This window comes from Candidatus Abyssobacteria bacterium SURF_5 (genome assembly GCA_003598085.1).
In the GTDB taxonomy this organism is placed as follows: Bacteria; Abyssobacteria; SURF-5; order SURF-5; family SURF-5; genus SURF-5.
This window is the reverse complement of sequence record QZKU01000053.1, coordinates 66,415-84,554: the sequence shown is the minus strand read 5'-3', so window position 1 is coordinate 84,554 and position 18,140 is coordinate 66,415. Positions and strand designations below refer to the sequence as shown.

Here is an 18,140-nt window from a genome sequence, read left to right as displayed (position 1 = left end):
ATATGATGAGGTATTGGATTGCCGGTGCGCAGCGTGCGCTAGATTCGCGAGACGGTGACGTGCTTGAGGGCGAGTTGCAGTTCGGCCACGGAGGGGAATCGCTTGTCCGGGTTCTTCTGGAGAGCTGTCATGATGATGCGGTTGAGGGCGGGCGGGATTTTCTTGTTGATGCTGGAGGCCGGCTCGGGCTTGACACTGCGGCTGATATGCATTTTCATGATTTCTTTTCGGTCTTTGCCTTCGTAGGGGAGCTTTCCGGTGAACAGTTCATACATGCACACGCCAAGCGAATATATATCGGAGCGTTCGTCGACGTGTTTTCCCCTGATCTGTTCCGGCGACATGTATTGCGGGGTTCCGGCGCGCGATTTGGATCTGAGGAAGCGGAAGCCTTTTTCCTCGGTTGACAGCCCGAAATCCACGATTTTCACCTGGCCGCGGCTGTTGATGAGGATATTCTCGGGCTTGATGTCGCGATGGATGATCGAGTGATAGCGTCCGTCCTTGAGGCGGTGTCGATGGATGTAATTGAGGCCGGCGCATATTTGCTCGCAAAGATCGAGCGCCTGGCTGATGCTGAGGTCTTGATCGGTGATATGTTTGCGCAGGTTATCGCCGTCGATGAACTCCATCAGCATGAAGCCCTGCATCTTGCCGTCGTTTTTTCGCGGCAACTCGATGATGTTAAAGATATCGACGACGTTCGGGTGTTTCAACTCGCGCGCGATGAGGAGTTCGCGCCTGAGATAATCGGATTTTTTCTTGTCCTCGAGAAAGTTGTCGGGCAGCACCTTGATGGCCACCTGCTGGTCCTTCTGCTCGTCGAGCGCCAGATACACGCGTCCCATTCCACCCTTGCCGATGGGACGAATGATCTTGTAGGGGCCTACTCGATGCTCAACCATGTGCGAAAGGACCTTCCTCAGGTATGAACCTTCTGGAGTTCGTGTTCGAGTTGAGCGGGTGCGCGGTTGATCTCGCCCCGTTTAGCTTCGCGCATCTCGATGGCGTTTTTGGGGCACTTACCGACGCAGATTTCGCAGGCGATGCATTTGGCGGGATCGACCACATGGCGCTGTTTCAGTACACCTGAAATGGCGTTAACCGGGCACACCTTCTCGCAGATAGTACAGCCGTTGCAGGTCTCAGTAATGAATGCGCGAGCCTTCTTTTCTTTCATCTGAATAACGTCATAGGGGCACTGTTTGACGCAGAGCCCGCACTTTCTGCATTTTTCATGGTCTATAACCGCCAGCCCGGCCTGCACGGTAACGGCTTCATACGGGCAGCTTCGTTCGCAGACGCCGCAGGCGACGCACCCGACGTCGCAGACCTTGCGAACCTGGGCGCCCTTATCTCTTGATTTGCATATCACGAAGACTTCATGAGACGCGTCGTAGAGGTCGATCAGGTTTCTCGGGCAAACATCTACGCACACTCCGCAGCCGGTGCACTTGTCGTAGCGAACCCGCGGCACGCGGTGGTGTTCGTATTCGATGGCGCCGAACGGGCAGGCCTTTGCGCACGAGCCGAGCGCGAGGCAGCCGTAGGCGCATGCTTTTGCCCCGTTAAAGAGAATGTACGCCGCACGGCAGTCGTCGATGCCGTGATATTCGTACTGTTCTTTCGCGATCCCGATATCGCCCCGGCACTGGATTTTCGCCACTTTCTGGCCGCCGGCGACAGCCTCGACGCCCATGATCCTGGCGATTGCGGCGACAGTGGAATCACCGCCCGCCTTGCACGTGTTCACCGGCGCCTTGCCCTCGGCGATTGCTCTGGCCGCCGCCGAGCAACTGGGGAAGCCGCAGGCGCCGCAGTTGCCGCCGGGGAGCACTTTCTCCATCATTTCAACGCGCGGATCCACCGCCACGGCGAATTTTTTTGACGCGAAAGCGAGGATGGCGCCGGCAACGAGGCCGAGTCCGCCGACCACCGCAATCGCCCATACTATTGTTACCATTATTTGAACTCACTCCCGGAGTTTGATACCCGCTGTAAAGGCCTAGAATTTCATGCCCGAAAAACCCATAAAAGCAAGCGACAGGATACCGCCGACAATAAATGCTATCGGTGCGCCTTCCATTGCCTTCGGCACGTCGGTAATCTCGAGTCGCTCGCGGATGCCCGCCATGATCACCAGCGCCAGCGCGAAGCCGATCGCAGCCGAAAAGGAGAACACGAGAACCTCGATAATACTATATCCTTCCTTTATGTTCAGCAGCGCGACGCCGAGAACGGCGCAATTCGTGGTGATAAGCGGCAGATAGATGCCGAGCGCCGAGTAGAGCGTCGGGTTGAATTTTTGCAGGAACATCTCGACGAACTGCACCAGAGCCGCTATCACGAGAATGAAGGCTACCGTCTGCAGGAATCCCACTCCTGCCAGAACCAGGAGATAATTTACATAAAACGTGACGAATCCGGCCAGCGTCATAACGAAAATGACTGCCATTCCCATACCGACCGAAGGAGCGATGCTGCGGGAAACCCCGATAAACGGGCAGATGCCCAGGAACCGGCTCAGTACGAAGTTGTTGATGAAAATAGCGCCGATCGCTATTGTCATCAGGGTTGATATGCTGGGAAAATCGTTCATACGGCCTCCCACAATCCCCGAAGGAATATTGCCTTTTCTCCTGCGCCGCTACTCATCATGCATGCACCATCTCTTTGCGCTCGGCGGCGCGCCTTATCTCGGCCCTGCGGCGAATGATATTCATCGTCGCAATGAGGAAACCGACCAGCAGGAATGCGCCCGGCGGCAGAATCATCACCAGCGGGGCCTGAAAGAATTCGGGCGCGACCGGCCGCCCGAGCAGTTGTCCGGCGCCAAATATTTCCCTAAGTCCTCCGAGGATTATCAGGTTGAGGGTGAACCCCAAACCCATGCCCGCCGCGTCGACAATCGAGAACCACAAACCATGTTTTGAGGCGAAAGCCTCGGCTCTGCCCAGGATGATGCAGTTGACGACGATCAGCGGAATAAAAATGCCGAGCGCCGCGTGGAGAGCGGGTGTGTACGCGTGCATGAACAAGTCAATGATCGTGACAAACGAAGCGATCACGACGATGAATGCTGGAATTCGAATCTGTGACGGAATGAAATTACGCAGCAGCGAAATCGCCACGTTCGAGCCGAGCAGAACCCCGAGCGTTGCCAGTCCCATGCCGATTCCATTGATCAACGAGGTCGTGACCGCCATCGTGGGACACATACCGAGGATAATCCGGAACGTTGGATTTTCCTCCCAAAAGCCCTTGAGAAACTCAGTTCGTGCTGACATATTTCTTTTGCTCCAGCAATTGAGGCCAGACGCTCTCAAATTCTTTCGCTTCCTCGCGGACCGCGTTCGTGATGGCTCGCGAGGTGATTGTTGCGGCGGTAATCGCGTCGATTGCTCCTGCCGGATCATCTTTCTTCAGGCTAACGTGCTCCGGCTCGAGGTTTTTGAACTGCGCCAAAAACCACGGCTCGCTCTCGCCGTATTTTACCGCACTCGCGTTCGCGCCCAGTCCGGGCGTTTCCGAGCTGCTTTTGATCATAACGCCGGTGATCCTGTCGTCATTCATGCCGATGACGATCTCGATCGGGCCGCCGTATCCCTGATTTGTGACCGTGGTGAAGGTGGCGCCGACAATCTCATCATCAAGGCGGCCGATATAGTAGTTGGTCTCGTTGATCCGTACAGGTTTATCATCGAAGACAACCTGCGGCCCCTTTTCCGCGCCTGCGAGGGCTCTCCCTCTGAGGATGCGCTCCTTGCTTTCTTCGTTTTGCATGATCTGCTGATACGTCATCGAATTCACAATCGCCAGCGCGCCGGCGGCAATCGCGCAGATCAGAAACAGTAACAAGCTGAGCCGGAAATAGATGTTCACGAAACTTTCTCTCCAAATGGGCGCGGCACCGTGTATTTATCAATCAGCGGAGTAAAGGCGTTCATGATGAGGATTGAATAGGAAACGCCTTCCGGCGGCCCTCCCTTCAGCCGCACAAGTGCGGTAATTGCGCCGCACCCGATGCCCATGATCAGTTGTCCCCTGATCGTTATGGGAGAAGTCACCATGTCTGTCGCCATGAAGAAGGCTCCGAGAATAAGACCGCCTGCCAGCACATGCATCATGAAATCGCCCGTAAACAGTCCCTGCTGTCCGCCGAATGCCCACATCAGAATTCCCGTGGTTGCGATGAAACTTGCCGGCAACTGCCAGTAAATGAGCCGCCGGTAAATCAGGTAAGCGCCGCCGATCAGCAGAGCGGCAGCGGACGTCTCTCCGATACAGCCGCCAACCCTGCCGGTGAACAGGTCCATCATTGTGTACGGATCGGGTGCGCCTCCTTTGGCCAGCGGAGTCGCGGAAGTGATAACGTCAACTGATATGCCGAGCCGGTCGGCCACCCGAAGCGTCCAGAACGAGAAGCCCTCCTGCCGCCACCACAGCGGTTGGAGCCAGCCCTTCGTCATCGCGATCGGCCAAGCTGCAAGGAGCATCACCCGTCCCGCAAGGGCCGGATTGAAGATATTCTTTCCGAGACCTCCGAAAGCCATCTTGGCGACGGCGATTGAGAAGGCGCTTCCAATTGCTCCCAGCCACAGGGGCGCTCCCGGCGGAAGCACCAAGCCGACAAACAGACCGGTCAGAGCGGCGCTGTAATCGCCGATCGTTACGTCCCACTTGAGGATTTTCTCGATGGCCGCTTCCGTAACGACGGCTGCAAGGACCGAAACCGCCAGCAGAACCGCCGACCGGAATCCGAACAGGTATACGCCCGCAATGGTGACGGGGGCAAGCGCGATGTGCACGTCGGCCATGATCCGGTTGACTGATGCAGCCGAGCGGATATGAGGCGGCGTTGTAACGACAAGTTGGCGATCCAGTGTTGTCACTTTGCCTCTTTCTCGCGTTTTTTCTGCGCTTGCTTAAAGAGCTCCATTTTCCCGAATTTGAACATATGCACCATGGGGCGCCCGGCGGGGCACACGTAGGTGCAGCAACCGCACTCGACGCAGTCCATGAGTCCCATTGCTTTGGCTTCCTCGAATTTGTGCCGCTCGCAGAGAATGCCAAGCACCGAAGGAATCAGATACATTGGACAGGCATTCACGCAGCGCCCGCACCGGATGCAGGTCTGCGATTCGACTATGTTCAGGCTTTCCGCGGCCAGCGCGACAATTCCTGAGGTTCCTTTAATAACCGGCACCTCGGTCGTATATTGCGCAATGCCCATCATCGGACCGCCCATCAGAATCTTTACCGGCGGAGCGGAAAACCCGCCGCAATGTTCGATCACATCCTTGAAGAGGGCGCCGAGACGTACTTTAAGGTTTTTCGGCTGCGCTATGGCTGAGCCGGTAACGGTTAACGCTCGCTCTATCAACGGCTTGCCATCGCAGACGGCCTCCGCAACGGCCAGGGCGGTCCCGACATTATTGATAGCGACGCCGACGTCCATCGGCAGGCCGCCCCTGGGAATTTCGCGCCCGGTAACGACCCGGATCAACTGTTTTTCCGAGCCCTGCGGATATTTCGTCTGCAGTTTTACGACCTCGATCTCGGAGAAACGCGATACCGCGGCTTTAAGAACTTTCAACGAATCCGGCTTGTTCGCCTCCACGGCAATGATCGCGCGTGCGACGCCCACAGCGCGCATCATCAGGCGCAATCCGAGGACAATATCCTCAGTGCGTTCCTGCATGACGCGGTCGTCGGCGGTGAGAAAGGGCTCGCATTCGGCTCCGTTCAGGATGTAGAGGCTGATCTTTTTTTCGGGTGGCGGCGACAACTTGACATGCGTGGGAAATGCAGCTCCCCCGAGCCCCACGATGCCGCTCTCGGTGACGATTCTCTTGATATCTTCAGGAGGAAGTTGATCCGCCTGCCCGCGTGGATGGGCCGTCCCAAAGATCCACTCGTCTTTGCCGTCAGACTTGATCTCGATTGTCTCGCAATGCCTGAATACCGGGTGATTTCTCTGTTTGATTGAGACCACCTCTCCGGAAATCGAGGCGTGCATTATTGTCGTAACAAACCCGGGGCCTTTACCGACCGCCTGACCTGCCTTCACATGGTCGCCTGCCTTCACGATTGCGCGGGCCGGCGCGCCCGTGTGCTGCCTCAGCGGGATAAACACCCGCTCGGGCGGGGGCATCACTTCAATCGGCTTTTTTTCCGTGTGCTGCTTTTCGGTGGGAGGGTGAATCCCGCCGCGAAACGTTCTTGAAACACTCTTCAACATTCAAACATCTTTCCTTTAAGAAGAAGTGGAGGCAAGGGAGAGAAACACCATGAATATAGCACTTTATGTTAACATAAGACAGGCGGCAAGTCAACTCAAAATGTGGGCAAAAATGGCTGCATCTTATGTTGCAAGGGGGAGGACGTGCTGCATCACGCTCCGAGAGCCATCGCCGTGCCATTCGCTTTTTTTTGATGATGAATCGGGCGTTGATTGCGCACAATGCGGCGCGTGAGAGGGAAGGCCGATTCACGCCGGTTGAAAGGAAAATCGACCGGCTGTAAGTCCTTGACACAGAAGATGACTGATGAGTATAATGACCTTGAGGATTCATAAAATGATAAGGAGGATCAATGCCTCAGATAGAGCAAGTGGGAAGTGATCTGGGAAGTCGAATGAAGCTGACTGAATATATCTCAAAAGAAGACATCGTATCCAACCTCAAGAGCAACGATAAGATTCATGCCATTAAGGAATTAGCCCGCCTTCTGCAGAAAAAGGGAAAGATTGACGACATGGAGAACGCTCTTGAGCGCGTGCTCGAGCGCGAGAGCTTCGACAGCACGGGGATAGGCTTGGGCATCGCCATTCCTCATGCGCGCGTAAACGTCATCGACCGCCTGGTGTGCGCTGTTGGGCGCAAGCGCGAGGGCATGGAATACCGTTCAATAGACGGCAAGCCGGTTCACCTGGTATTTTTAATCCTTTACCCGCCTTCCGATTCGCACAAGTATCTGTATTTCATATCTTCTCTCTCGCGCCTGGTGCTCGATGACAACCTGGTCGAGCGGCTCATGGAGGCAACCAATTCTACCAGCATGTATAAGGTTCTTGACGAAGCAAGCGAAAACCTTGTGAGTCATGTCTCCCCGAACTCTCGGGCGTCAGCAGCCGAGTCTGAAGGAAAGGTGATGCGGGGAACCAATTCGGACCTTATGCTGTTGATCAGGCTGATGAGACTCGAAAGCCTTCGCAAGGCGGACAACAATCACACCGAGGCGCTTGGCCAGAAGATCGAGCAAGTGCGCTCGTGCATTTCACCGCGTGTGCTCGCTCATTACGACCGTCTGAAATCGCGAGGCGGGCAACCAGTAGTCGCAGTAGAGGAAGAGATCTGCCTTGGTTGCAATATTCAGCTTTCTTCATCGTTTGCCCAGGATCTACGCGAGTCACAAAAACTGATGACCTGCCCCAACTGCACCCGGTTTCTGTACGTCGTTTGAGTGCAGGCGCTGAATTCGCACATGCTGTTTCGGCCAGCGAGGCGGAGCAGACCGTCTCGCGGCAATCAGTCCGCCAACTCGCCGCTCATTCCTTCTGCCGGATCGTGCGCCGGGAATAGACGAGATTATAGACGATCGGGATCACGAGGAGCGTGAAGGCGGTCGATGCGAAGATGCCGAAGATGATCGCCCAGGCGAGTCCGCTGAAAATCGGGTCGAGCGTGATGACAATGTTTCCCAGAAGCGTTGTGCCCGCGGTGAGGAGGATGGGGCGGAACCTGACGGCGCCCGATTCCATCAGAGCCTCGCGGAGCGGCATGCCTGCCGCGACCGAGTTCTGGACGAAATCTATAAGGATGATCGAATTGCGCACGACAATGCCCGCCAGCGCAATCATTCCGATCATGGCGGTTGCCGTAAAGAAGATGGGGGTGCCGTACCCGCCGACCTGGCCGCCCGCTAACGCATTGAGCAGCCAGAAACCCGGCATGATGCCGATTATGGTGAGCGGGATGGCGGTCATGATGATGAGCGGCATGAAGAAGGAGTTGGTCTGCAGAACGAGCAGGATGTAGATGCCGATGAGCGCCGCTCCAAAGGCGATGCCGAGATCGCGAAACACCTGAATGGTGATTTTCCATTCGCCCTCTCCACTCCAGACGATGCGGAGGCCTTCAGGCAACGGGTTCTTCTTGAAGTGAGACTGCAAATTGAAGATAGCTTCGGTCGGGCTGCGTCCGGCCATCTCGCCGAATACGTAAGAGACGCGCTCCAAGTTCTTGTGATAGATTGTCTTGCTGATTTCATTTTCAATGAAGCGCCCGAGTTCGCTCAGTTGCACCAGGTTTCCGTGAGTACCTTTCACGTACAGCCGGCTCAGGCTTTCGGTGCTCGAACGGTCGGCTCTGGTCAGCCTCAAGATGATTCTCAACGGGTTTCGCTCGGTCGGCACGTGGAGAGTGCCGGCTTCTTCTCCCTGTAGCGCGAGCCGAAGCGTCTGCGCGACGTGCACCGTGCTTATTCCATTAAGGCTCGCTTTCTCCTTGTCGAGGACAAATGTGTAAAGCCTTTGATCGGCTTCGACCGTGTCGTCGACGTCCACAACGCCTGCTTCCTGCGCCATCCGCTCGCGCACGATCGATGCCGCCGCAATAATATCTTCGTATGAATGCCACGGTTCCGCGTAGAGCTCGCCGACGAGCGTCGAGATAACGGGAGGGCCGGGCGGCACCTCCACGATTTTCATGAGGGCGCCGTGCCGGTCGGCGATCTTCTGCAGGTCGTCCCGCAGGCGCAACCCGATGTCATGGCTTTGTTGTTGCCGCTTTTTCTTGTGGACCAGGTTGATCCGCAGGTCGGCCAGATTGGGGGATCGGCGCAGGTAGTAGTGGCGCACCATCCCGTTGAAATCCATGGGCGAGGCCAGTCCGACGTAGCTCTCGAAATCGGTCACCTCGGCCACGCCCCTCAGATATTGCTCGAAGTCGCGCACGGCGCGATCGGTCTCCTCGAGAGTTGTGCCTTCGGGCAGATCGAGGACCAGTTGCAGTTCGTTCTTGTTGTCGAACGGAAGCATCTTGAGCGGGACGAGTCCAAAAGCCGCGAGCGAGGCCGAGACAAGGAACAGCAGCAGGACGGCTCCGAGGAACATCCAACTGAGCGCGCGCGACCTGAGGAACGGTCCGATGAGGCGGCTGTAGACGGCATAAAGCCGGCTCTTCTTTATATCGAAGGGTTCCTCCTCGACCTTGCCATAGTCGCCTCTGAGCACGTAGTAGGACATCCAGGGCGTTATCGTGAAGGCGACCACCGTGGACATGAGCACCGCGAGCGGCACATTGAGCGCCATCGGCCGCATGTAGGGCCCCATCATTCCGGTGATAAACGACATGGGCAGAAACGAGACGATAATGGTAAGGGTGGACATGATGATTGGCGGACGTACTTCATTCACTGCGACCAGCACCGACTCCTTCGGCGGGTAGAGACGCATCTTGAAGTAGCGGTAGATATTCTCGACGTCGGTGATCGGGTCGTCAACGACGAGGCCGAGCGAAACCATCAGGGCAAACAATGTGACCCGGTTGATCGTGTACCCAAACAGCATGTTGAAGAACAGAGTGAGGAAGAAGCTTATCGGCACGGCCGTCGCGATGATAAGCGCTTCGCGCCAGCCCAACATCAGCCCGATGAGAGCGATCACGATGATAATCGCAACCGCGAGTCCCTCGACCAGTTCGTTCACTTTATCGTTTGCCGTCTCGCCGTAATTGCGGGTGACCAGTACGCGCACGTCGTCGGGAATGACATTGCCTTTCATTGACTCGATCTGCTGCAGGACTTCGTCGGCGACCCAGACCGCATTGGTTCCCCGTTTCTTCGCAACAGCCAGGGTAACCGCCGGCAGTGTGGAGGCCGACCTGAACTCTTCCGGCACGTTCTTGAATTTGGCGGCGGGGCCGAATCCGATGCGCGTGTAGAAATCCGGCTGGGCGGCCCCGTCGCTTATCTGCGCCACGTCTTGCAGATACACGGGGCGTCCCTCATGCGCTCCGACCACGAGCTCGCGCACGTCTTCGACCGAATTCAGGAAGATACCGCCGCGCACGAGCCGCTCTTCGTTATCCTGGGCGAACGAGCCGGCCGCGAGCGTTACGTTTGCGGCTTTCAGCGCGCCGGCGACTTCGAGCGGGGTGAGGTTACGCGCGGCCAGCTTGCCGGGGTTCAGATGCACCCTGATCTGCCGCTCCATTCCTCCCACAGTGTAGGTGCGCGCGGAATCCTCAACCGCCTGGAGCCGGTCGATAACCTCTTCGGCGACCCGGCGCAGATCGTGAGAGGAGGCTTCGGCCCCGTAAAAGGCGAGCATGACGATGGGGACATCGTCGATCTCGACGGGCTTAACCACCCATCCGGTTACGCCCGGCGGCACGAGATCGACATTCTGCTGGATTTTGTTGTAGAGCTTGATGAGGCTGTCTTCGCGATCCTCGCCGACGAAGAAGCGGACGGTCATTACTGCCATATCGTCCTGGGACATCGAATAGACGTATTCGACTCCGTCTATTTGCCACAGTAATTTCTCCAACCGGGTCGAAACAAGCTGCTCGACCTCCTCCGCGCTTGCGCCCGGGAACTGAACGTATACATCGGCAAGCGGAACGACGATCTGCGGGTCTTCCTCGCGCGGCGTCACCAGCAGCGCGGCGACTCCGAGGACGAGGGAAACAATAATCAGGATGAGCGAGAAGTTCGAATCGATGAACGTCTCGACGATTTTGCTGAGGACCGAGGGCTGCGGCCGATCGGATTTTTTGTGAGCGCCTTCGTTACTCATGAATCTTTCTGCGGGAGCACGACCTGCTCGCCGGGCTCAAGGCCGGATAGAACTTCAACGCCTTGGGGGTACTTCTTGCCCGTTTTGACGGTGCGGGTGCGTGCTGCGCCATCCTCGACAACTGTCACCATCTCCAATTGTCCTACCCGCCGGACGGCCTCTTGCGGGATCAGAAGGGCCTCGGTCGAGCCTGAAGGAATCCAGATGCGGCCATACATTCCCGGGAAGGCGTCATTTTTTTGCGGCAGCGGGACGCGCACAATGAAGGATCGGCTTTGCACATCGGATGAGGGGACAACCTGGGTTATTTCAGCCTCGAACTGCAGGTCGAGCGCGTCGATTGACGCTCGAACGCGGCGGCCGGGCTGCACCTGCGATACGAGTCGTTCGGGAACGATGACCTCGAGGCGCAGACTCGAGGGATCATACAGGCCGAGGATCGGCTGGCCCGGGACCGCCATATCGCCGGGATCGGCCAGGCGGTCGATTACCTTTCCGGAAAGCGGAGCCTCTATTTTGGTAAAGGAAAGAGAAACTTCCGCCTCTCGCACCCGCGCCTTTGCGGAATCGACTTGCGCTTGGGCCATGGTGAGAGCGGCCTGTGCCGCATCGTACTCGCTGCGCGTGGCAGCCTGTTTCTCGTGGAGCCGCTCGATCCGTCCCGCATCAAGCCGGGTGCGTTCGAGTTCGGCCTGCGCCGATGCGAGCGCCTCGCGCGCCTGAGCCAGTTGGGCCTGCGCATCGCGCGCGTCCAACTCGACCAGCGGCTGACCTTTTTTCACGACGTCGCCTGCGGCGGCATAGATTCTTGTTATGAGCGCCATCGTCCTGCTCGAAACCTGCGCCGTTTCTCGGGCGTCGACGGCGCCAACGGCCTCGATTTCGACGGGGATAACCATCGTTTTCACTGTTACGATTTCACCGGCAACGGAAGGGGAGGGTGGCGCTTCTTTCGTTGATGGCGTTATTTTCGGTTCACCCGAGAGATTACCGGTCAGATACAAGAACATCAGAATCAGTATCAGCAAAGCGCCTGCAGCGGCAGCCGTCCTTCTCCCGTACCGTTGATAATACTGCTTGATCTTCATTTCAAATTCCTCCAGCGGCGAATCCGCCGATGGCGCGCTCGAGCGCCGCCGCAGCAATCCGGTATTGATACTGCGCCGCCAGTCTCTGGAGGCGCGCGTTGGTGAGCGCGACTTCCGCATCCAGCAGGTCGGTAACCAGCGCCATGCCTTCGGAGTACCGCTCCGATACGATCCTCAGATTTTCCTCGGCCTCGGCGATTATTTCCTGCAGCACATCGAGTCGTAGCAGTGCTTCGGACCGCGCCAGGTAGGCGGACTTTACATCATTCTCCACGTGGAGAACGAGTTTATCACGCTGCGCCTGGGCCTCGCGGAGCTGAGCGCGCCTCTGCTGTACATTCGAGCGCGTGAGGAACCCATCAAACAAAGAGAGGCTAACGCCTACTCCGACCATCCAACTGTCACTGGTGTCGGAAAAATCTTCCGTGTCGACGTCGTAATGCGCGAACGCGTTCACCTGAGGATAGTAATCCGCTTTTGCGGCCCCTATTAATTGCTCAAGAGCAAGGACGTTATGTTCGGCTGCGGTAATGTCCGGTCTGGTCTCTTTAGCGCGTTCCATCAGGACTTCCAACGGCAGGGTTTCTGCGGGCGGGGGCGCCTCAAGCGGGGCAAGCACAACAGGTGTATTGACGTTGCGTCCCATGGCCAGATTGAGCTGGGATTTTGCGCGTTCGAGATTGTGGCGCGCGATGACCAACTGATTCTCCGCCTCTGCAAGCCTCACCGCCACGCGCAGGACATCGGACTTGAGCGCGACCTCGTTTTCAAACCGCGCGGTTGCGACATCGAGTTGCTGCCGGATCTGGCGGGCTGATTCTTCAGCGATCTGAATCGATTGTTCCGCTTGCAGGATGGAATAGAATGCGGCTGAGACGGCATAGGCCAGTTCGTTGTACACGGAAATTAACTGCGCCTCCGACGCCTCCACCTGGTCGACGGCGGCCCGGGTGGAATACACTGTTCTGCCGCCTTGAAAGAGCGGCCACCGCAAGAGGAGTTGGGTGTTCCAGTTGCTGAGCGGGTCGGGGTCATTGAACGATGCGAAAGGGTCGAAGCCGGGCGGCGGCGCGGCTGGGGATTCTCCCGACAGGTTCCCTTGCGCAAGCTGATACGTGAAGACCATCGGCGCGTAATCGGTGCGGGCAAAATTCTCAGATATGGAAAGCTTCGGATAGAAACCCGCCTGCGCCTGCTTAACCGCGGCTCGCGCCTGCTCGATTCTTTCCTGCGCAACGGTCACGTCCGGATTCGAAGCAAACGCGTTGCGGATGCTTTCTTCAAGGGTTAGGGGTTGCTGCACTACCTCCTGCGCAAAAGAACCGGAACTCAACGACAGCATAAATGCGGCAACAAGAACAAGAAAATAGTTATTATTAGCTTTTTGGTAAATGCCCATGCGCGAAAACGATCCGAGGTAGATGAGGTATCCGGTCGAATAATCCCATTATAACCTGTCGCTTCATTTTTCGCCACAGTTGCCGCGCCATCTTCACGCATATCGGGACAAGTCTGAATCTTTCTAAACGCCAGCCTTGCGGATAACGCAGAACTTATCCGGCCGGATCCGGACCCGTACCGGCCGGCCGGGCGCAAACTCGTATCGACGATAGAGGAAATTGGGAAGTTCAAGTACCAAAGACGAGTTCGTTGTTCCGTTCAATACTATTGTGTGAGTCGCGCTTTTCTCGACTACCTCTGACACCGCGCCTTCAATGATATTGAAATCGCGGCCGGCGCGGATCGGTTGATCCGGCTTGACGAGCATCACTTCTTCGGCGCGAACTCCGAGAAAAACCGAATCGTCGACCTGCGGCACATCGGTTTCGCATGCCACCAGAAGGTCTTGTGACGACCATCTGGCGACAAAGCTTGATTTCGGTGGATTAGCCGCGACCACTTCTGCCGGCAGAATATTCTCCATTCCGGTGAATCGCGCGACCTTTAGAGTCGCGGGATGAAAATAGACGCGGTTGCGCTTTGCCACCTGTTCGAGCCTGCCGTCAATTAAGACCGCCACGACATCGGCGAGGATGAACGCCTCTTCCCGATCGTGAGTCACGTGCAGGAAAGTCCCCTTGAGGCGCCGCTGCAGGCGTTTCAGCAGTATCTGGAGCTCCCGGCGGATGGGCGGATCGAGGCCGTTGAAGGGTTCGTCCAGCAGGAGAATGCGGGGCGAGGTGACCAATGCGCGCGCCAAAGAGACGCGCCGGCGTTCGCCGCCGCTCAGATTCGATACGTTGCGTTCCATCAAATGTTCAACTTGCAGTGATTGCACCAACTCTTCGAGCAGCGGCTGCCAGTTCTTTGATGGGATTCCGCGGGCGCGGGCGCCGAAGAGTATGTTGTCTTTCACATTCAAGTGGGGAAAGAGGGAGGCATCTTGCGGGACGTAAGCAATTGGCCGCTTCTCAGGCGGCAGGTCTTCCATATCGCAATGGTCGAGGATGATGCGCCCGCTTGTTGCCGGGCTCAACCCGGCAATGGTCTCCAACAAAGTGGTCTTGCCTGCTCCCGACGGGCCGAGCAGGACAAAGAATTCGCCGTTGGAAATGTTGAGTGTTACGTCCGACAAACTGAAGCGGCCTAGCCTGAAGGAAAGATTTTCGAGTCTGATCATAACTCGAGCGCTCTACCCGCCACTTGGCGCAGTCCTATCAATGTGGTTGCGGAAATGAACATCAGAATCGCCACCAGTGTCAGCGCCCGCGTGATATCTGCGCTCGCGAAACCCAGATAGATGGCTGTCGGAATAGTGGCCGTCTTGCCTGTGGTCGCGCCGGCGAGAGTCACCGTTGCGCCGAACTCGCCAATCGCTCGGGCCCAGACCACAATCGCTGAGGCCGTCAGCCCGTTCCTCGAAAGCGGCAGGACGACTTTCCGGAAGGCCATCCACTCGGAGCAGCCGAGCGAGCGGGCTACCTTTTCATACCGGACCGGGATCGACTCAAATGCTCCTTTCATCAGGCGAATCGCAAGAGCGGTAACGATGGTCGCCTGCGCAATGATAATTCCCGGCAACTCGAAGACGACTTCGCCCACGTGTTCCTGCAGCCATCTCCCCTCGGAACTGCTGAAGGCGACCAGGAGCAGCGCGCCGATGGCGATGGGGGAGAGAACCACGGGGATGTCCAGCAGTGCGTCGACAAACTTCTTTCCGGGAAATTCCGAACGCGCGAGAAAATATGCCGACGGCACCCCGAGCATAAATGCCACGATGCTCGCGGCCGTCGCGGTCGCAAGGCTCAGAAAGACCGCGTGAAGAACCTCCGACGTCAGAAGCATCCGCAGCATCGAGACCGGCGGATACTCTTTGTACGTGAACACGATGATGAGCGCATAAAAAACGACAACGAAAACCATGGGAAGCAGGAACGGCAGTTTTCGCCGCCATGTTGATTTAATTGTTCCGGCCGCTTGCTCTGATGGCGCGGTGAGATTCTCCAGCGACATCACCAGCTCTCCGGCAGAATGTAGTCGCCGCCTATTCGGGCATGGGGCGCCAATGCGCGGGCTTGCTCTTCGTTCGTGACATAGCCCCATTTTTCGAAAATGCGTTTTCCGGTATCGGAGCAGGCGAAATCGATGAACTGTTGCGCAAGCGCCCGCTTCTTGCTGAACGCGGATATGGCAATGGGCATATAGCTGATCCTGACGATCTGGTCCGGCTGCAGCATCACCGTTTCTATTTGCCCGGGATTCCAGTACTGGAAAACCCGCCATCCCAGTATTGCGTCGACTCCGTTCACGGCTACCATGTTCGCCGTCTTTGCGCAACTCTCCGTGTAGCCCTTTATGTTTGGCTTGATTGAGGCCGCAAGACCGGCGTGTTCCATTATCTCCACGGCATAAAGGCCGACGCAGACGTGGTGGGGATTTCCGATTGATACGCGGAGGCCCTCTCTCGCCAGGTCTTGCAGTTCTTTGATATTCCTGGGATTTCCCTTTTGGACATTAATAGCGGGAATCAGGTAGGTGACGATTCTGTCGGTTTCCGGCACTACCGCTCCCTCGTTGATGGCGAGCTTCATGAAGTCCGGCGAGCCGGGGAAATACAGGTCGCCCCTTTTCACGATCTTCATTTGTGAAAGCAGACTGCCGGAACTCCCGAAATAGACTTTTATGGAGTGCCCGGTCTGCGTCTCGAATGCCTTCACCAGTTCCTCGGTGGCCGGCTTCGAAGCGGACCCGGCAAAAAACTCAAGCTCTTCGGCGTTCGCCTCAAGGGGCGCAAAATGAAGAAAAGCAGAAAGGAAAAGTGCAATGAAAATTTTGCCAGGCTTCATTATTCATGCTCTCCTTTGCGAAAGATGGCTGAAAAGTCCCGGTTCGCCGCTTCTTGTGATCGGCGCGCCAGGCGGTCATAGAGCGCGAGCAGCATGCGGCAGTCGTCGGTGAGCGATGTTCCTTTGCCGGCGCCTCCGCGCCTGCGGATGATCAACTTCACGTTGAGGCGTTTCTCCATGCTGTCGATCAGCCCCCACGCGCGCCGGTAATCCATGCCGAGCGCTTTTGCGGCGGCATTAATCGAGCCGTTTCGATCGATCATTCGCAGCAGCTCTGCCCGCCCCTCTCCGATGAGGGGGAGATTGTCGGCCTCGAGCCAGATTTTGGAGCGGACGTTTACGTTTTTGAGGAGCGCCTCGAATTTATTCACCGGTTCGGCCTTTCGGGTTGGCTGGCGGTCATTATGACAGATTTGCATATGACTGTCAACCGGGAGATGGGTTGCGAGTGGAATGCGTAATAGGAGGGAGCAAATGATCCGATCGGACGAATCGGACCGATCGGACCATTCGGACATTGGGAAGACGATTGCGCTTCAAGATTGGTCTTTCTTCGGCAGGATAATTGTGAGAATTCCACTCTCGTAGCTGGTGGTCAGTTTCTCTTGATTGACGGGCCCGGGGAGGCTCATGGACCTATCGAATTGGCCGAGCTTTCTTTCGCGACGCACCATACGTCCGCCTTTATCGGATTCTTCCACCAGTTCTTCGCGCTTGCCCTGCACTCTAACGGTCTGGTCTTGCACCTGGATAACCAATTTGGTTTCGTCGATGCCCGGAACATCCATCCGGATCACATACCGATCTTCTTCCTCTCTCATATCCATTTTCGGGGAAAAGGCGGGCTCATGATACAGGCTTCCGAATCGCGAGCTCTTGCCAAACCTGCCGAACGCGCTGTTGAAGATGCTATTCATGCGGTCCTGCATTTGCTGCATCTCGTCAAATGGGTTCCACGCATCCGGATCGAAGGGCGCATTCAACCAGTCATGATCAATCCATGGGTCCGCCGTTGCTTGCGGCAGCGTGGGTTCTGGCAGGTGTTTGCTTTCAGGATTGCTTTGGGTTCCGGTAATTTTTTGCATTTCCCCGTGCATCTTGAACAGGTAATAGGATTGGGCGGCGACGGCCGTCACGAGAAGAGCCACAAGGACAATCAGGATGGTTGTCTTAACATTGCTTTGATTGTACATGCGTACTCCCTCCTTTATCCTGTTGAAGAGTTTGTGGTTCTCGAATCCAGTGGGAGGCTGCAGGAGAAGCCGCCGGATGCCTCAGCCAATGTTCACCTTGAGTTGTTTCGGTTTTGCCTCTTCCTTTTTCGGGACTCTTATCTCGAGCACGCCGTTCTTAAAAGAGGCTTTTGCCTTATCGGATTCGACGAGCGCCGGAAGCGTGATTGCGCGCTGGAAAGCGCCAAACACTCTTTCGAACATATGGTAGTTCCCGTCGTCCTTCTTTTCCTCGTGCTTCTTTTCGCCCTTGATGGTGAGAGTATCACCCACGATTGTCACGTCAATGTCCTTTTCGGACATGCCGGGCAGGTCGGCCGACACGACGATATCATCTTTCTCCTCAAGGACATTTATGGCAGGAGCCCATGCTCCCTCGGCCATGTCATTGCGGTACGACGGCCAGCCGCCCGAAAGGGTGTAGTTGAACATGCGATTGATTTCCTCCTGGAGGTCTCTGAAACCTCTGAGGAACGGGTCGACTTCGGTCCTTGGTCTCCATCGTATCAGCGCCATGATCTTCTCCTCCTTTCAGATTCACTCCCGATCGCACAACCTGCGATTAAGGGGTATTAACGGCGGCTTCCCGTGCAGCGCCTTTTCTCCGCAGTCTTTCTTTTTTTTCACTCAATGATGCGTCTTGGCAAAGAAGATGCCAAATTTGGCGCGGATTCCTCGTGTTTTTGTAATTTATTGATAATGTGGGTTTTATGTTTATCGGATAGTTCTCGAT

At 56.5% G+C, this 18,140-nt stretch carries 17 protein-coding genes; 1 reads left to right on the top strand and 16 read right to left on the bottom strand.

What is annotated here, in order from left to right; translation table 11 throughout:
- Nucleotides 1-38 precede the first annotated feature (38 nt).
- From C4520_07575 to rsxC, 7 genes are read right to left on the bottom strand one after another with little or no spacing between them, the layout of a single operon-like run.
- Entirely contained in the window at nt 39-905 is an 867-nt protein-coding gene (locus C4520_07575) for a serine/threonine protein kinase (GenBank protein ID RJP22875.1), read from the bottom strand.
- Nucleotides 906-922: 17 nt separating this feature from the next.
- On the bottom strand, nt 923-1,963 hold the full coding sequence (locus tag C4520_07570) for an RnfABCDGE type electron transport complex subunit B (protein RJP22874.1): 1,041 nt from the start codon (nt 1,961-1,963) through the stop codon (nt 923-925).
- Between the two features lie 42 nt (nt 1,964-2,005).
- A complete protein-coding gene (locus C4520_07565; protein RJP22873.1) occupies nt 2,006-2,599 on the bottom strand; it encodes an RnfABCDGE type electron transport complex subunit A in 594 nt (197 codons plus the stop codon).
- Nucleotides 2,600-2,654: 55 nt separating this feature from the next.
- On the bottom strand, nt 2,655-3,287 hold the full coding sequence (locus tag C4520_07560; GenBank protein ID RJP22872.1) for an electron transport complex subunit E: 633 nt from the start codon (nt 3,285-3,287) through the stop codon (nt 2,655-2,657).
- Nucleotides 3,271-3,918, bottom strand: a complete 648-nt coding sequence (locus C4520_07555) for an RnfABCDGE type electron transport complex subunit G (GenBank protein ID RJP22871.1) — start codon at nt 3,916-3,918, stop codon at nt 3,271-3,273. Before C4520_07555 ends, C4520_07560 begins: the two co-directional genes overlap by 17 nt.
- A complete protein-coding gene (locus C4520_07550; protein ID RJP22908.1) occupies nt 3,879-4,883 on the bottom strand; it encodes an RnfABCDGE type electron transport complex subunit D in 1,005 nt (334 codons plus the stop codon). The genes C4520_07555 and C4520_07550 overlap by 40 nt, the downstream gene beginning before the upstream one ends.
- A 5-nt stretch (nt 4,884-4,888) precedes the next feature.
- On the bottom strand, nt 4,889-6,241 hold the full coding sequence (rsxC, locus tag C4520_07545; protein ID RJP22870.1) for an electron transport complex subunit RsxC: 1,353 nt from the start codon (nt 6,239-6,241) through the stop codon (nt 4,889-4,891).
- A gap of 353 nt (nt 6,242-6,594) precedes the next feature.
- Here rsxC and C4520_07540 point away from each other — a divergent pair, with 353 nt between their 5' ends.
- Nucleotides 6,595-7,464, top strand: coding sequence for a hypothetical protein (locus C4520_07540; GenBank protein ID RJP22907.1), 870 nt, complete (start codon nt 6,595-6,597; stop codon nt 7,462-7,464).
- 85 nt (nt 7,465-7,549) lie between these two features.
- Here C4520_07540 and C4520_07535 read toward each other — a convergent pair whose 3' ends face one another.
- From C4520_07535 to C4520_07495, 9 genes are all read right to left on the bottom strand, one after another.
- Complete coding sequence (locus C4520_07535) at nt 7,550-10,801, bottom strand: efflux RND transporter permease subunit (protein RJP22869.1); 3,252 nt, start codon at nt 10,799-10,801, stop codon at nt 7,550-7,552.
- A complete protein-coding gene (locus tag C4520_07530) occupies nt 10,798-12,009 on the bottom strand; it encodes an efflux RND transporter periplasmic adaptor subunit (protein RJP22868.1) in 1,212 nt (403 codons plus the stop codon). The genes C4520_07535 and C4520_07530 overlap by 4 nt, the downstream gene beginning before the upstream one ends.
- Entirely contained in the window at nt 11,891-13,288 is a 1,398-nt protein-coding gene (locus C4520_07525) for a TolC family protein (GenBank protein ID RJP22867.1), read from the bottom strand. Before C4520_07525 ends, C4520_07530 begins: the two co-directional genes overlap by 119 nt.
- Nucleotides 13,289-13,411: 123 nt before the next feature.
- Nucleotides 13,412-14,509 carry an ABC transporter ATP-binding protein gene (locus tag C4520_07520; protein ID RJP22866.1) on the bottom strand — a complete coding sequence of 366 codons (1,098 nt, stop codon included), beginning with the start codon at nt 14,507-14,509 and terminating at the stop codon, nt 13,412-13,414.
- Entirely contained in the window at nt 14,506-15,612 is a 1,107-nt protein-coding gene (locus C4520_07515) for an ABC transporter permease subunit (protein ID RJP22865.1), read from the bottom strand. Before C4520_07515 ends, C4520_07520 begins: the two co-directional genes overlap by 4 nt.
- Nucleotides 15,342-16,175 (bottom strand): molybdate ABC transporter substrate-binding protein, encoded by an 834-nt coding sequence (modA, locus tag C4520_07510; GenBank protein ID RJP22864.1) that lies wholly within the window; start codon nt 16,173-16,175, stop codon nt 15,342-15,344. Before modA ends, C4520_07515 begins: the two co-directional genes overlap by 271 nt.
- Entirely contained in the window at nt 16,175-16,693 is a 519-nt protein-coding gene (locus C4520_07505; GenBank protein RJP22863.1) for a LysR family transcriptional regulator, read from the bottom strand. Before C4520_07505 ends, modA begins: the two co-directional genes overlap by 1 nt.
- A gap of 18 nt (nt 16,694-16,711) precedes the next feature.
- Nucleotides 16,712-17,368, bottom strand: a complete 657-nt coding sequence (locus C4520_07500; protein RJP22862.1) for an Hsp20/alpha crystallin family protein — start codon at nt 17,366-17,368, stop codon at nt 16,712-16,714.
- Between the two features lie 81 nt (nt 17,369-17,449).
- Nucleotides 17,450-17,923 carry an Hsp20/alpha crystallin family protein gene (locus tag C4520_07495; GenBank protein RJP22861.1) on the bottom strand — a complete coding sequence of 158 codons (474 nt, stop codon included), beginning with the start codon at nt 17,921-17,923 and terminating at the stop codon, nt 17,450-17,452.
- Between the last annotated feature and the right edge of the window lie 217 nt (nt 17,924-18,140).